This window comes from Halovenus carboxidivorans (assembly GCF_009831575.1).
GTDB classification, from domain to species: Archaea; Halobacteriota; Halobacteria; order Halobacteriales; family Haloarculaceae; genus Halovenus; species Halovenus carboxidivorans.
Window position 1 is genome coordinate 113,588 of record NZ_WUUT01000002.1, and the last position, 16,123, is coordinate 129,710.

A 16,123-nucleotide genomic window follows, 5' to 3' on the forward strand; every position below is an offset into this window, starting at 1 on the left:
GAGTTCGTTCTGGGAGATTCACTCGGAAAAAAACTGCCGGAACCATTCGTCGAGCACGAACAGATCCCAGAGGACGAACCCTCGGTCCCGCTCACCGGAAGCGTGCTCATCGTGGAGTCGGCGAAGCGCTGTGGTGTCAAAAATTTCGCGGGTCCCGAGCCGCTCCAGCGCGTCCCGTGCATCTTCACGTAACTCTCCACGGAACCACTCGTCGACAGGCACGGAGAACCCCTGCTTCGAGCGCCCCCAGACGCGCTCGGGAATCTGCTCTCGGAAGGCGCGTTTCAGGAGCCACTTTTTCGTTCCGCGTCGCCACTTGTACTTCGCCGGGATCCGGGCGGCAAACTCGACGAACTCGTGGTCGAGAAACGGCGAGCGTACCTCCAGCGAGTGAGCCATACTGGCCCGGTCGACTTTCAGGAGCACGTCCTCGGGCAAGTACGTCTGCATATCGACGTCCATCAGCCGATCCATACGCGTCGGGCCGTCGGCACGGTCGAACGCCGCCCGCAGGTGTTTCAGTTCGTCGTCTGGTTCTGGCCCGTCCCACAGTGCTGTGGCATCGTCGCCGAGGGTGTGACAGATATACGTGGCATACCGCTCGACTGCGTCGCCGTCGGCGTTTGCTAACAGCCGCTTCCCCCGACGGAGCGTCTCCTCGCGAGGGGCCACTGAGGCGGCCTGAGCCAGGACCTGCTTGCCGAGCGAGCGCGCCGGACGGGGGATTCGGGCGGCGAGTTCGGTCGCGCGGTCGAACGTGTATCGGTCGTACCCCGCGAAGTTCTCGTCGCCGGCGTCACCGCCGACCGCGACGGTGACATCTTCGGCGGCGGCCTGCGAGACGTAGTAGGTCGGCACCGCGGACGGATCACCGAAGGGCATCTCGTAGTGACGGACGAGTTCGGGAAGCACGTCCATTGCGTCCGGCGTCACGGTGTACTCATGGTGGTTCGTCCCGTACTCTTCGGCGACGGCGTTTGCGAACTCCAGTTCGTCGTACTCGTCGAAACCGATAGAGTAGGTGTTGACTGGTTCGTCTGCGATGTCGGCCATCAGTGCCGTCACGATTGTCGAGTCGATGCCGCCGGAGAGGAACACGCCGACGGGGACATCGCTGCGCATACGCAGTCGCGTCGATTCGCGCAGTTTTGAGCAGAGGCGGTCGGCAAGCGTCGATGGCCCGGCCTCGAACTGGTCTCGATACGAGAGGTCCCAGTAGGAATCAATCGTTAACTCGCCGTCCTCGACGAGAGCGTACTCCGCCGGTCCCAGTCTCCGAATGTCCTCGAAGCCGGTTTTCGGGTGGGGGACGTACTGGTAGGTCAGATACGATCGCAACGCTTCGTAATCGGGGGCCGTGTCGACGGCGTCGTCAGTGAGGATGGCGGCGATAGTCGAGGCGAACCAGAAGCCCTCGTCGGTGTGGTGATAGTACAGCGGCTTCTGTCCGAGACGGTCTCGTGCGAGGAACAGGCGATCTTTTCGTTCGTCGTAGATGGCGAACGCGTACATCCCTCGGAGGTAGTCGAGGCAGTCGACACCGTACTCTTCGTAGAGGTGCAACAGAACCTCGGTGTCCGTCTCTGACCGAAACGAGTAGTCGTCGACGCGCCGACGGAGTTCCCGGTAGTTGTATATCTCGCCGTTGAACACGATTCGGACCGACCCGTCCTCGTTGGGCATCGGTTGACGGCCCGCGTCCGAGAGGTCGATGATACTGAGTCTCCGGTGGGACAGCATCGCGTCCCCGTCGACGTACACGTCGTGGGCGTCCGGGCCGCGGTGGGCCATCTGTTCGACCATCGCCTCGCCTACATCTGCCGCGGAGGTCCCCACTCCACTCGACAGACGCCCGCCGATTCCACACATCATCTGAGTCGGAAGCACCCGCAGAATAAAACCCCTCTGCTCCGACGGGTCCGCAACACCCGTGGACGGACTTCACCTCGGTCTTGGTCTTCGAGAGGTCCCACGTCGACGCTTCCGTTTGCGCCAATTCGGTGAGGCCATGGGACAGATGCTCCCGAACTGGGCGCACGTCGATCTCGACAGGTGCTTCCGGCTTCTCATCGACAGGTGGTTCGAGACCCGTGGTGGCGACGAGTACGACTGCTCGCATATCCGCACGTCCGCTTATTCAACTGCAAATTCTCTCTATCGGGATAGTTGGTCAACGATAGACTCAAACCGAGGTCGCTGGGCCTCTGGCGTGACCTGACGGGCTGCTTGCTCCGCATTCGTCTGTAGCTCCGCAAGCTGGTCCTCGTTTGATAGAAGTTCCACGAGGAGATCTGCCAAGTGATCAGCATTGTCGTATGTCTCGGTGAACGGTTCGAGGCGATCATCGACAGGGAACAGTTCCGGGACGACCAACGGCCGGGCGTACCGGAGTGCGTCGAATATCGGCCCGGTTCCGTTGGTTCGTCCAGTCCACATGTCCGACCGGAAGGGGTGCGATATCGTTCTGCGGACGTGAAGGGGATTGACGATAATGTCTCCCGCCCGGAGACTTGCGGCGAACTCGTCGTACGGGATCCAGTTCTCACGGTACCGAACGTCGTACCCGCGGTCTTTGAGTGACTCGATTCGTGCAAGTGCGGTTTCGTAGTCACCGGTTAGTCTCCCCACGAAGTCGAGGGTAAGGTCGCCTCTGTACCGTTCGAACACCGCGTCCATCGCATCGAGCAGTAGCTCGACGTTCCGTATCTGCTGAGAGATGCGACCGGGGACGACGATGCGCGGTCCGTCTTTTTGCCCCACCGCAGGTAATTTCGACTCCTCGAACACGACCGGCGGGAACTCGAGGAACGGTTGTTCCCACTCCACCTCGTTCTCGATGAACCGAAGCATTGGCGGGTATTCGATGTGGATTGCATCGAACGTGTCCCGGATGGCTGGTTGCATCAGATATCTCAGATGATCGAAAACTGTGCTTGTTCGCTCGGCATCAACTCGGTCTCTGAGCAGTGGCGTTACAGTGTTGACGATTTTATAAGTCCAGTTGGGGAATGGATTGTATGTCCAGTCGTTGAGGTTGGTGATACCCGCGAACACTGGCGGATCCGGGTCGAAGTCGACGAGGTTCGGAGGGACGCGTTCGGTCCCCCAAGCGAGCACCGTCCAGAGAAGATCTAGCTCGGTGCTGTTCGCCTCTACGCGGTTGAAGAACTCGTCGATTGATTCGGACTCACGACCGAGGACCCAACTGATTTGGCTATGTTCAGCCTCGGTGTACAGTTCCTCGATGTCGTCGTGGACCCTCTCGGGAGCGTATATTCGGATGTCGTGTTTCGACTCGATACCCACCCGAGAGAGATAGTACAGGAAGAAAGAATGATGCTGTGGTGTGAACAGTCCGACGCGTGCCATTAGAAGAATAGGAGCCACAGGAGATAATGTATCTTTCCTTCGCTTCACAAGACTACGATGCTGGGCAACTCAGAGAGCCGTCTGGTACCACTCGATGTACTCGTCGAGTGACTCGCCCAGACTCACTGTCGGCTCCCAGCCGAGAATCTCCGCGGCCTTCGACGAGTCCGGAACTCGTTTTTTCACATCGTGGTCGAACGCGTCCTCTTTTTCGACTTCGAACGGTTCTGAGCGCCCGCAACGCTCCCATATCATCTCGGCTAGTTCGAGCATTGTCACGCCTTCCGAAGATCCGAGGTTGAAACCATCGTTCGCTGCTGCGGGGGAGTGTGCACACTCGTAAACACCTGCAGCAATGTCGCGGACGTTGGTGAATGCACGGATCTGCTTTCCGCTCCCAAGTATCTTGAGAGGATGCTGACGTTCATCGTTGATCTTCTTCACGAAGTCAGGGATGACGTGGGCCTCGCCCACCTCCTCACCCGGTGGTTCCCGCGGTCCGACCGCGTTGAATGGGCGGAAAATACTGTATTCGACATCATACTGGTCGTGATAGGCCTCGCAGTAGTACTCTCCAGCGAGTTTCTGGAATCCATATGCACTGTCTGGCGGTGGAATCTCGCCGAGTTGTGTTTCGGTTACGGGGAACTCTGTCGCGTTCTCGTAAACCATCGAAGAGGAGGCATAACAGACTCGGTCAATGTCGTGTTCGACCGCTGCGTCGAACACACTTCGGTTCATCGCGTCGTTCATCGCGATGATGTCTGCTGGGACATCGTGGAAGTAGCCGATACCGCCAATCTTCGCTGCCAGATGAACGACGATATCGATATCTTTGAGAGCATCGGAGGTCGTTTCACCGTCGCGAAGATCAACCTCTCGGACCTCTACCTGTGACTCCGACTCAGAGAGATTTGCCCGCTTTCCGTCACTAAAGTCGTCGACTACGACCACCTGGTCGCCTTGTTTGACGAAGTGGTCGACGATGTGGGATCCGAGAAAGCCGGCGCCGCCCGTGATTGCAGTAGTCATCTTTGGATTGACACAGTTCCTTTGGCGTAATAAGGATTTAGTGTCGCGCGTCGTCAGGTCGCTTCTGTCTGTTTGTCTCGCGGTCGAAGCTCCTCTAATCGGAACCAGCCGTTCTGGTCGGTCTCGTAGCTCACGTCCCAGAGGCCCCACGAATCACTGACAACACAGTCTGGGTTATCGACGTACTGTGCAATTTGATTGAGATCTTTGAACTCGTCGTGGGGAGTCATCAACACGAGCCAATCCACTCCCTCCAGGTCTTCCCAGTCGTCGAACCCCTCGCAGTTCGGTTCGATCTCGACCACGTCGTCGTAGCCGTTCATCCGAAGTTGCTTCCGGAACTTGAACGCGACGGAGTTTCTGGTGTCGTCCGAGTTGGCTTTGAACGTCATCCCGAGGACCCCGACCCGATCCGGGTCGGGAGCTATCGTCGAGAGTTTGTCGATGAGTTGGGCGGGCATCCCCTCGTTTATCTGGAACGCTGCCGAGACGAGTTCGTTGTACGGGATGTTATCGACGAGGAACCAGCCGTCTTTCGTCAGGCAGGGACCGCCGACGTTCGCACCGGGAGAGGGCACGTCGAACCGGGGGTAGTTTTCGCTCGTCTTCTCGATAATCCGGTGGATGTTCACCTCGTGGTGGGTCGAGAACGAGTCCGCAATCAGGTAGAACTCGTTCGCCGCGGCGAAGGTGAGATATCGCCACATATTCGTGAATAGCTTTCCGAGTTCCGCCTCCGCGGGAGTCAGTCGGTGGCAATCGGCCTCGATAACGCTCTCGAACAGGGCCTCTGCGCGGTCGCCGCTGGCCTCGTCGAAGGCGCCGACGAGTTGTGGCAGCGAGACGATCTCGTCGAGCGCCCTGTGCTGGGTCACGCGTTCCGGAACGAACGCGAGGAAGATATCTTCGCCGACCGTGAACCCGATTTCTTCGAGACGGTTCCGGACTAACTTGGTCGTCCCGGGGTAGATGGTCGAGCGCAGCAGAACCAACTGGTCCTCAGACAGGTGCGGTTCCATCGCGTCGACGACGCCGAGGAGGTTCTCCATCTCGGGGTTGTGATGCTCGTCTATCGGCGTTCCGATGACGATCATCACGACATCGCACTCCGCGATTGCTTCGACATCAGTCGTGGTCGAGAGCCGTCCTGCGTCCAGAACCGACGTGAGCATCTCTTCGCCCCCTTCTTCGGTGAACGGCATCACGCCGTCCTCGATGGTTTCCAGGCGCTCGGCGTCCGTGTCGATGAGTGTGACGGAGAATCCCGATTCGGCCAACACGAGTCCAGTCGGAAGGCCGACGTGACCGCCGCCACCGATGATCCCAACGTCCATGCCTAAATCAGCGAATCTAGCGCGGATAACTCTTGTGGGCTTACCGTAACGCCGACAGCTAGCCTCCGGGCCTTCCCTACAGCATATCAGTGTCTAGGTTGGCCACCGCCTTGTCGATGCGGATTCGTTCGACCGGGTACCGTTCGGTCCGCAGGCTATCGGTGGCGAGTTCCGGCGGCACCTCGCCATCGACGCGTGTCGGGACCGCCAGTCCCATGCGATGGAGGAGCGTCGGCGCCAAGTCCCAGATGTTGACGTCGCCGACCTCCGCGGACGGATCGATCCCCTCGCCAGCGGCCATGAACACAGCGTCACGGGCCGAATCGTGAGCACCGACGTAGTTCCCCGGTTCCATGTCGCTGAACAGTTGGCCGAACACTGATGGTCGCGGCCGAACCCGGTCGTCTGCCAGGATGACGATATCCGGGACCTGGTCGACGTACCGCCCCGGGTAGAACTCCTCGCCGAACCAGGCGTCCTTGATCACCGGGTCACCGTCGGGAGTCTCGATGGCTTCCAGCGAGGCGATGATCTCTCGTCGCAGTGTGTCGACGTCCGTGGCCGCCGGGTCGACGTTCAGATTGATTCCCCATCCCTTCCTCGTGGAGGCGTGGGCGACTGAGTCCTCCCAGTCGATACCGGGCAGGTCGTCGAACGGCGTCACCACCAAATCCGGGGTCCCGTCGGTGTCGTCCTCCTCACGAGTCGTTCCGCTGACTGCACGGACGCGGTCGAAGACGCCGAGCGCCGCCCGTTTGAGCGCGTCACTCATGAACTTCTCAGAGATCCAGTAGGAGGCCTTCGTGAGTGTCTGCCGAACCGGTCCGCCTGCGAGCGTGAGATAGCCCTCTCGCCGGAGTGCCTCGTTGAGATGAAACTGGTACTCCCGGGTCGGGCCGAAGCCGTGGTCGCCGACGACGAGTACGTCCCCCTCCCTCGCGTCGAGAATCTCTGCGAGGTAAGGATCGAAGGCCTCGAAGAACTCGTAGAGCGATTCGCGGTCGTCCCAGAAATAGTGCTGGACGCCATCTGCCAGCCCGAACCACAGGAGTGCAAAGGTCGGGTCCTGTTCGTCGAGGAGTTCGAGCATCACTTCGGCTCGTTCACCGTTCATCTCGATGAACGTCTGCAAGAGGTCGTCGTCCAGCCCCGTCTTCTTCTGCCGTTCGAGTTCGTCCCGGAGCTGGTGGAACCGTTCACCTCGCGGCCGTTCCTCGGCTGGTGTGACGAACGACGACTCCTGGGTCGGTGAGAGCACGTCGCTGATGAACACGCCGTCCACGTCTGGCGCAGGGTGGGTCGTTCGCATGGCCGCAACGACGGCGTCCTCGTCGACTGTCGAGAGGTAATCCCAGACGGCTGGGTACGTGATGTCCTCGTACGTGACGATGTCGCCGTTGGGCTTGATGAACTCGAATATCCCCAGATTGCCGGGATTGACGCCGGTGTACATCGCCGGCAGTGCCGGACAGGTCAGGCAGGGGACGGTCGACTTTGTCACGCCGCGTGCCGACCGGTCGACGAGTCCCTTCAGTGTCGGAACGTCGGCATTCTCGACGAGTTCCTCGACGAACGGCCACGAGACGCCGTCGAGGCCGAGTAGCGTTACCGGGCGCGGCTCCGCGGCGACGAACGCGTCGTCGCTCATCGCCGGGATGCCCGCTTCCCGCAGTCGGCTTCCGAGATACGTCTATACATATGCGCTTCGGTATCGGTGGTCGGAATAAATACTTTCGTGTTCGACAGTCGGTGCGCTCTCACGTCCGGTAGCCGAGGTCGCGCAACCGTTGGTCGATGGCGTCGTCGGAAGCCACGGACGCTGAGTGGATGCCGTCGTCCACGATACGGCGGCGGTCTCCGTCGACGATAGCCCACGGAACCGATACCAGCCCGTCGTACCGGAGGCCGTTCGGATGACAGTACAGGCGTACCGGGAACGGGAGCGCGAACTCGCCGAAGAGGTTGCCGTGATCGGCGGTGATCACGGTTTTGCCGTCGAGGTCTTCCACGAGTGACCACGCGACATCTATCACGTACTCTAGCGTCTCGCGGTAGGCGCGCCACATCTCCTCGCGGGTCAACTCCCCGCGTTCGAATCGCTCCCACTCTTCGTGGGGGCCAGCATCCAGCCAGTCGGAGACGAGAAACGGAGCGTGGGGCTGCATGAAGTGGACGATCAGCCGTTTGTTCGGGTAGTCGGCGTTCGCCTGTTTCGCAGCCTCCATAACGGGTTCCGCACGCACCTGTCCGATGTCCTCGTCGAAGTGATCCTCGTGGACCTCGATGAGTTCGTGGAACCTGTCGCCCGCAACTTTCGAGGTGTACGGGTTCGAGGTGACGTAGACGATGTCTCCGAACCCGTCCGACCGGCCCCCAAACCGCTCGTCGACGAAATTCTTCTCCGTCCACTCTTCGGAGCCACTGCCGAGACTGGTCACCCGCCGGTAGTCGTCGAACCGGGAGCGGTCGACCGTCTCCTCGAAGAGGTCCGCTCGACAACCGTCGAGTATCAGAAGGTTGTCCCAGTCTTCCTCAACGACGTGGGTGCTACCGGCGTAGGTCGGGTAGACCCCCGCCTGGAGAGGGTGGAGGACGCGGCGCTGGAACCGGTTTTTCAACCACCCTCTGTCGCCGAGATTTTCGGTCAACTCCCCGACGGCGTGGGACAGGTGACCGACGAGACTCATACGGCCGTATGACGGGGAGGGTAGCTAATCAATCTTTATGTCCTTCAGCATCCGCCGTCACGAGAACGAACCGACGACGCCGAACAGTTTCCGGCGGAACCGACCGGAGATGCCTATCAGAGATACGGTATAGATGGCTGCTCCCACGAACACCAGCACGACTGTGGTGACAGAACTGGTCGGGACGACAGTTGTCAGAATATAGATAGCCCCACCCATTACGAGGCTCGCCAGGGTCTGTTTGGCAATTTCTCCGCTCGGGAGAGTGATCGTTCCGAGGAGATACCGAAGAACAGCGTAACTCAGAACGAGATTCACGACGCCGGTGATGGCTGTCGCGATAGCCGCCCCGTACCAGCCGATCTGACTGATCAGGACGACGTTCAGAATCAGGTTCGTGAGAATAACGGGTATCACGATGCGAAACGCAAGATCAGGACGGTCCAGTGCGTAGGTCGACGTGTAGAACACCTTCCCGAAGGAGTTGGCCATCCTCGCGACGATGAGAATCAACAGAACGAGGCTCCCTTCCGTGAACTCCGGACTGTAGATACGGAGCAAGTCGGTGCCCAGGATGGCCGCGCCGACCAGTCCAGGTAGTACGACGATTCCGGAGAATGCCATCGCCTCTTCGAGGTGTTGACGGATGGTCGTGTGATCATCCTGTTCGTTGAGTTCACTCAGTTCGGGAAACAGCGTCTGTCCGATAGAATTGTTCACGAGGATGAGTGTTGAGGCCAGCGACCACGCGACCTCGTAGATACCGATCAGTGATGCAGAGACGAACACTCCCAACACGATCGTGTCGAGCCAGCCGTAGGCCTGGCCTTTGATACTCGACGCCCACGCGTACTTCGCGTAGGCGAGTGAGTCTCTGAGTTGGTCGAGTGTCGGTAGTTCGAGCCCAATCTCGTAGAACAGCAAGCACACAGCCGCAGCCACCAGTAGTGAGAGGGCGTGACCGACGACGAGTCCCACCACTGCATAGCTCGCGATGATGAGAACGAACTGAAATCCGGTCCGAAGGAACCGCTCGACCCCTCTCAACAGGCCGCTAACTCCAACCCGCTTCTGCGCTTGGAGACCACTGATTAGCGTCCCGAACGTGACATTCGCCGCGAATAGAACCACCAGAAACAGCGCGAGGTCGGCGCCGAGATACGCGTTGACCGCGTCTTCGGCAACCAAAACCGTGATTCCGACGACGGCAACGAGACAGGCGTTTAGTAGGACACCCACCGTGAAGTACTGTTCGCGGTCGGTCCCTTCGCTCACCCGTTTCATTATCGTCTGTTGGATACCCGTCGTCGGAAGGTCGAGCCAGAACAGCAGCGCTATCGCGAGTGAGTAGATTCCGAGTGCTTCGGCACCGAGGAGTCGAGCGATGACGATGGTGCCGAGAAATCCTGCGATGGAGGTCCCAACAGAACCGACGAAGTGAATGAGTGTTTCTCGTGCGAGTCGCATAGGTGGAGGACCGCTGTCGGTGCCGCAGACCGGCTTATTCGGCGATAGCTACATCTACACAGCCGTCGGTCACGGGACAAAACATCTTCGACTTTGCCCTCCCCGGTTTCCGACACATACGCGGAGTTGAGAGATACCGATTGTTTGATAGCGCTCCGGCTAAACAACAACACATGTCCAAATCCGTTCTCGTTACCGGTGGCGCAGGGTTTCTCGGCAGTCACCTCTGTGAGCGACTCCTCGACGAGGGACACCGGGTCATCTGTCTCGACAACTTCGGAAGCGGTCAGCGTGCCAACGTCGAACGGTTACTGGACGACCCGTTGTTCGAGATTATCGACAGCGACGTCCGGATGCCAGGAGCACTCCCGCCGGTCGACCGAATCTACCACCTCGCTTCGCGCGCTTCTCCAGACGACTTCACCGACTTCCCGGTCAATATCGCGCTCTCGAACACCCAGGGAACCAGGCGACTGCTCGACCACGCCCGGGCCTGCGACGCTCGCATGGTGTTCGCCTCCACGAGCGAAGTGTACGGTGATCCTGAAGTCCACCCGCAGCCAGAGACCTACTCCGGAAACGTCAACATCCGCGGCGTTCGCGGCTGTTACGACGAATCGAAGCGGTTCGGCGAGACGCTGACTGTGGCCTACAATCGCGAGTACGACCTCGACGTTCGGACGATCCGAATTTTCAACACCTACGGGCCTCGAATGCGCCCCAACGACGGGCGCGTCATCCCCACGTTCGTCTCTCAGGCGCTCCGTGGGGACAACCTCACGGTGTACGGTGACGGCCAGCAAACCCGGAGTTTCTGCTACGTCGACGATCTCATCGAGGGACTCGTGACGCTCATGCGCTTCGATGATCTCCCCCACAGCGTCTACAACATCGGGAGAGAAAACGAACGGACCATCGAACAGCTCGCTCACGATATCATCGACCTCACAGATACCGAGTCAGAGATCGTCTACGAACCGCTCCCCGAAGACGACCCGAGTCGGCGGAAACCGGATATCAGTCGTGCGAAATCGGAACTGGGCTGGGAGCCCGAGATTCCCCTTCGAGAGGGTCTGAACGAAACGATTGCGTACTTCGATTCTGTCCTCGAGACGACTCGACAGTCCGCGGAGTGACTGAGAACACTCAATCGAGCATCTTCTGGAGTTGTGTGGTGACCCGGTCGACATCCACTGCGACATTCTCGTCAACCGACGGCGCCGCTATCGCCCCGTACCCCAGTCCGAGTCCCGACGCCATGTGGTAGTAGACGGTCGAACGGACCCTCGATCCGAACAGTTCCACGACTGTCGCGTCCTCCGCGAAGAGAATGTTCGTGAACCCCGACCCGTGGAGGCCGAACACCGCGTCGGCCTGTGAGAATAGCGATATCTGCTCGTCCACACTCAGATTCTCAAGGACGTACGACTCAAATCCGAGCGAGGAGAGGCCGTCGACGAGCGCCGATTCGTTCAACACCTCTCTACTGTTCGCCTCGCTTCGGGAGATGTACACACGCGATGCCCAGTCTCTCTCGACGGAGTCGGCGTTGGCCAGCATCCGCCGCCGGAGCCACCGGAGCGCGTTGATCGAGACGGCGTCGACCTCACGGCGAAGTGACGGAACCACGACCCGCTCGAAACTCCGCGTCGAGCCGTCCCAGCGAATACAATCGTCTCGGTCGTATCCCGCGAGTTCGAGAGAGCGCTCCATCCACGACGGAAGCCGCTGTGGCACCACTAACTGAGGGACATCACCGGTCTCGGCGACGTACCGTTCGACCGCCTGGAGTTTCGGAAGCGCGTCAACGATCCAGTGGAAGTACGTCCGTGCCCAGGAGTCGACGAGCGGACAGACGATGCGGTCGTCAACGTCGCCCGACCGCTGGCGATATCCGGAGACGAGATTTCGGAAGAGGTTGCGCTTGCAGTTGCCGTCACGAGCTGTCTCGTCACCGTGAGCGGTCGCCTCGAGAACGATATCGTTCTCTTGAGTTCGGACGACTGCGTCGGGACCGAACAGCGTCGCGTTCGGGAGATCACAGACGAACGGTCGGTCCAAACTGACCGTCCGATCCGTGCGCTGGATCGCTTTCGGCGGTGACCCACCGGGGAGCGGTTCGACCAGTTCGTAGGTCTCAGACTCGTCGACCGGCCAGAGTCGGCCCCGTTGGCTCGCTCTCTCTACCAGTTCCTTGCGGTCGATCCAGTCGACGACTGCCGAGTTGAACACTGTCATATCTAGCGTGGCATGAGCCGCCTGATATAACCACCAGCCCATTCGCGAACGAGCGGCACTGGGAAGCCGCGCTCGCAGTTCGGGAGAACTCAGTATCCTGCGGACATCTTCCATACCTGAACACGGCCAACCCGTCAGAAAAACATTCTGGTGCTCTGGGACTCAGACCGCGCCACGGCTCAGTCGAGGTACCCCAGGCTTTCGAGTCGCTGGCGAGTCGACCCGTCGTAATCTATCGACCCGTCCGCCCCGGCCACGTTCGACTGCCTGAGTGTCGCGATAGTCTCTCGAAGATCCTCTTCGTACTCGGGGTCAGGTCTGGCGACAGTGACGTTCTCGCCGTCGAAGTCCACCCGTCCATCGCCCTGAATGGCTGCGATCTGATACACAATCTCCTCGTCGACACCGAGCTTGCCGGACGGCGTCACCGGGACACCAGTTTCCGCGTCGTTGTGGATGAACTCGGTGATCGAACACTGGTGGTCGTCTACCTGCAGGAGTGACGTTCCCGAGAACGTCCCCGCATTGGGGTGGTCAAGCGCATCGAGTGTCGTCCGCGGGAGTGACCGGAGATTGACCGTCTTGTCGACCGTCCGCGGAGCGGACTCGTGGCCGAACACGAGCAGTGGGACGTGGATTCGTTCCTCGTCCAGGTCGTGGTCCCGACGGAACCAGTTGCCGTGGTCGGCGGTGACGACGACGAGGGTGTCCTGGTCGAGGAGTTCTCGAACGAGTGGTGCTACCTTGCGGTCGATGTCCCAGATTGCCGCCAGGTAGAGGGCATACATATCCTCCCCCTCATAGTCCGGTTCGTCTTTGATACGCTGGTGGATGTGTTCGCCTTTGACATCTATCGGGAGGGACTCACGATCCCACTCAGCGGCGAAGCGGTCGATTGCCTCGTCGCTGGCGTCGAGCGGTGCGTGCACCTCCATGAAGTTCGTGACTGCGAACGCGTCCTCGTCAGTGGAACTAACGAACTCGCTGACCCGTTCGCAGATGGTCTCCGCAAATCGACATTCCGTCGGGTCACGCTGCCGACCGCGAAGTTTGTAATCGATGCCGTTGGCCAGCGAGCGAATGGGCTTACCGTCGTCGAGAAGGTACGAACGTACTTTGGCGAGTCCGGAGTCGCTGTCGACGTGGTTGAAGGTGATGGGATCGGTCGCCTCGGGGAACGGCGACTCGTTCGTGAACTTGAGATCCTCTATCTCGTCGAATCCACGGTAGAGTCCGTTGAAGATGAAGGGGTTCGCCGAGATCATGTACGACTGGTGGGTGTCGGCTAGAGCCTCCGCGATGGTCGGATACCGGCCATCGAAGTACGGGTGCGCCTCGTGCATCCCCGTCGAGGAGGGTAGTTCGCCGGTGAAGAACGATCCGTGAGAGGAGGGACTCGTTGGCCCTGGCGCGTACGCATTCGTGAACGATATCGCTTCTTCCTCCGCAAGCGCTGCGAGTTGTGGCATCGTGTCGGGCCCATCCTCGGCAAACGGGGTCGCACTGAAAGAGAGTGAATCGATGATAAGCCAAGCGACGTTCATTGTCCTCTCTATTTATTGAACTCGTTAATAAAGTTTCGTTCTTCTGTAATAGATTGTTAGTGATTCTAAGATTTGCCGTGTGTTCGGAGAGCGCACCGAGGCGCTGTAGCGGAGTTCTGTGAGAACTCCGTCCCACGTTCACCGACGAAACCGGCACGAAGTCCGTACGAGGTGTCAGCGATAGCCGAGTTCTTCCAGTCGTCGCTCGACGTTTCCGTCGACCCCTACGTTGCCGGACGTGTTGTACTGGTCGAGGCCGTACGTGATGTCGTCGAGGAACTGGTGGAGTTCGTCACGGGCGTCTCTGGCGGCAGCGTCCGGTTCGGAGAGGGAATTTCTCTCTTCAGGGTCGGTGTCGAGGTTGTAGTACTCGACGGATTCCACCCTCGCTGGATTGTCCAGTGGCCGGCGTTCGATGACTTTCCGATCTGCCGTTCGAATCCCGGTGAAAACCGACTCTAGTTCGCCAGTGGACGGTTCGACCAAGAACGAAGTTTCGGTGGCGTCCGACTTCGCGGTACCCGCCCAGTCGTCTGGAACCGACAGCCCGAGTTCCGAGAGTATCGCAGGTGCGATGTCGATGTGTCGGACCGGATTGGCGTCGACGTCGAGGTTTCGAGCGTAAAGCGGTACTGTGACACACTCGTCGTAAAGACGGGTGTGTTCTAACCAGCCGTGATTGAATTCCTCGCCGTGGTCTCCGACGAGAACCACTATGGCGTCGTCGGGAACGAACGACAACACGGTCGAGAGTTGTTCGTCTAGTCGTTCGACGGTCTTGTAGTAAAGCGCTTCCAGTACGTCGACAACCCTGTCGGCGTCCGGAGAATCCAACAGACTGCGTTTCGACCCCCTCGTTAGTCGACGGTTGGCGCGGTACGCATCCAGTAGCCCCACGTCCAGCGCTTTTCGGAGACCCGGATAGTAGGGTGAGTGCAGTTCCATGAGGTGCAGCCAGCAGAACCGCGGCCCTGAACGGCTCTCGAACCACTTTCGTGCGAGTTGCGCGACTTCTGTCGCGGCCACGCGTGGCCGCTGTGCGAGGAGGTGAGAGTAGTAGTCGAGTTCGTAGACGACAGAACTGGCGTCCGGAAACCGCTCCAGGTCGCTGTTCCGCCACGTGTCGAAGTACTCTTGCCAAACGTCCAGGTTTGGGTTCGATGCGGCGAACGCACCGGTCTCGTAGCCCTCGTCTGCGAGACGTTCTGGGAGGAGCGAGACGTCGTCGTCGACGTGGACATTTTCGACGGTGACCGGACCGTCGACCCGGAGCACATCGCTGTGGTAGTTAGCCGCCAGTATCCCTGGAAACGTCCAGAGCGTCGACGCCGCTTGCGTGACAGCATCGCCCACCGTCCAACCGTCGGCCGCCGTCTGCTCCCGAAGTGCCGACATCTGGTTCGGGGTGTCCGACCGCCAACAGTCGACCGTTATCAGGACTATGTCCCGCTGCACGTCCCCAACTGAGGACCGAAGAGAGTAATAAGGCTACCGACACGGTGGGTTGTCAGTGACTGTCCCCGGTGTCGCCATCATCGACGAAGGTGCCGTCACGGAGTTGGGATGGATAGTCGTCCGCATCGAGCAGTTCGGTATATATCTCGTTCATCGACGCTTCGGATCTCCCCTTCCGTACGGGCACACTGTCGTAGCAGTCCGGTTCATCATCGTCACCCAGGGTGTCGCCGACGAGCGTTTGCAATCCCGACAGGATCTCCCAGAGGGTGGTGTCTTCCGTATTCAGACGGATCGACTTTTTCACTCGATCAACGGTCGACCTGTCGTCGTCGAGAAACGCCTCGATCAGCCGCAGGTCCCGGTTGAACGACTCCATAGACAGCCCGTACCGTGATAGTCTGCTGTCGACTGATTCGCAGTAGTCGGCGAGTTCCCGCTGCAACTGTCGGTCCGAGATGCCGTAGTCGTCGAGGAACTGCTCGACGGTCCCCCCCTCGGTGATGTCGTGGCGGCGCAAGTAGCTAGCCTGAAGCTGTCGTCCGAGGCTATTCGAGAAGTCTTCTGCCGCGATGTGTAGCTGTCCGTACTCGGGGTTGTACATCATCGGTCGCACGGGATTCGACCCGGTGCCGCTGTGGTAGTCCATCGTCGGTTCTCCGTCCCAGTACTCTTCTTCCTGTCGCGTCGAGTACTGGTACATGTCGTTCCAGCCGAACGCAGAGACCCAGATTGCCATCAGCGTCTCGTGAGGAGAGATCGGCGGCGGAAAGTCCAGCGGCGAGCGCTTGAACACTTCGGCCGATCTCGCCCGCTCGGCGTCGAGGACGAAGAACTGATCCATGACGCTTCCCGGTGGGTGTCGCTGGATGAAGTTTCGTGTCGACGATTTGTACGCGACGGCGGCATCGAACTCCGTCATTTCGGTTCTGATTTCCTCGAACCCCTCCTCGGACAGTTGCCAAGCGTCGGCGTGCATATGCATGACACTATCGAC

Annotated in this window: 12 protein-coding genes; 1 reads left to right on the forward strand and 11 read right to left on the reverse strand. The window is 59.8% G+C overall.

The annotated features are described in order from the left end of the window. Positions 1–18: 18 nt before the first annotated feature. The 7 genes from asnB to GRX03_RS06085 all read right to left on the reverse strand — a co-directional run bounded on the left by asnB (position 19) and on the right by GRX03_RS06085 (position 9,889). Positions 19–1,872, reverse strand: coding sequence for an asparagine synthase (glutamine-hydrolyzing) (asnB, locus tag GRX03_RS06055; protein WP_159763315.1), 1,854 nt, complete (start codon positions 1,870–1,872; stop codon positions 19–21). A gap of 282 nt (positions 1,873–2,154) precedes the next feature. Further along, complete coding sequence (locus GRX03_RS06060) at positions 2,155–3,369, reverse strand: hypothetical protein (protein WP_159763316.1); 1,215 nt, start codon at positions 3,367–3,369, stop codon at positions 2,155–2,157. A 69-nt stretch (positions 3,370–3,438) separates the two neighbouring features. Continuing rightward, complete coding sequence (locus GRX03_RS06065; RefSeq protein WP_159763317.1) at positions 3,439–4,401, reverse strand: NAD-dependent epimerase/dehydratase family protein; 963 nt, start codon at positions 4,399–4,401, stop codon at positions 3,439–3,441. Between the two features lie 53 nt (positions 4,402–4,454). Continuing rightward, positions 4,455–5,735: a nucleotide sugar dehydrogenase gene (locus tag GRX03_RS06070; protein WP_159763318.1), complete on the reverse strand. Its 1,281-nt coding sequence runs from the start codon at positions 5,733–5,735 to the stop codon at positions 4,455–4,457. A gap of 76 nt (positions 5,736–5,811) precedes the next feature. Further along, entirely contained in the window at positions 5,812–7,383 is a 1,572-nt protein-coding gene (locus GRX03_RS06075) for an alkaline phosphatase family protein (RefSeq protein ID WP_159763319.1), read from the reverse strand. A 109-nt stretch (positions 7,384–7,492) separates the two neighbouring features. Beyond that, positions 7,493–8,422: a hypothetical protein gene (locus GRX03_RS06080; protein WP_159763320.1), complete on the reverse strand. Its 930-nt coding sequence runs from the start codon at positions 8,420–8,422 to the stop codon at positions 7,493–7,495. A gap of 57 nt (positions 8,423–8,479) precedes the next feature. Further along, a complete protein-coding gene (locus GRX03_RS06085; protein WP_159763321.1) occupies positions 8,480–9,889 on the reverse strand; it encodes a flippase in 1,410 nt (469 codons plus the stop codon). Between the two features lie 173 nt (positions 9,890–10,062). Between GRX03_RS06085 and GRX03_RS06090 the strand changes: the two genes are divergently transcribed. Continuing rightward, positions 10,063–11,025: a UDP-glucuronic acid decarboxylase family protein gene (locus GRX03_RS06090; protein ID WP_159763322.1), complete on the forward strand. Its 963-nt coding sequence runs from the start codon at positions 10,063–10,065 to the stop codon at positions 11,023–11,025. Positions 11,026–11,035: 10 nt separating this feature from the next. Here the strand turns inward: GRX03_RS06090 and GRX03_RS06095 are convergent, their stop codons facing one another. From GRX03_RS06095 to GRX03_RS06110, 4 genes are all read right to left on the reverse strand, one after another. Further along, positions 11,036–12,127: a glycosyltransferase family 61 protein gene (locus GRX03_RS06095; RefSeq protein ID WP_159763323.1), complete on the reverse strand. Its 1,092-nt coding sequence runs from the start codon at positions 12,125–12,127 to the stop codon at positions 11,036–11,038. A gap of 179 nt (positions 12,128–12,306) precedes the next feature. Continuing rightward, positions 12,307–13,671: a sulfatase-like hydrolase/transferase gene (locus tag GRX03_RS06100; RefSeq protein WP_159763324.1), complete on the reverse strand. Its 1,365-nt coding sequence runs from the start codon at positions 13,669–13,671 to the stop codon at positions 12,307–12,309. A gap of 174 nt (positions 13,672–13,845) precedes the next feature. Beyond that, positions 13,846–15,126: a sulfatase-like hydrolase/transferase gene (locus GRX03_RS06105; RefSeq protein ID WP_159763325.1), complete on the reverse strand. Its 1,281-nt coding sequence runs from the start codon at positions 15,124–15,126 to the stop codon at positions 13,846–13,848. A 52-nt stretch (positions 15,127–15,178) separates the two neighbouring features. Further along, positions 15,179–16,105, reverse strand: coding sequence for a hypothetical protein (locus GRX03_RS06110; protein ID WP_159763326.1), 927 nt, complete (start codon positions 16,103–16,105; stop codon positions 15,179–15,181). Positions 16,106–16,123: the final 18 nt, after the last annotated feature.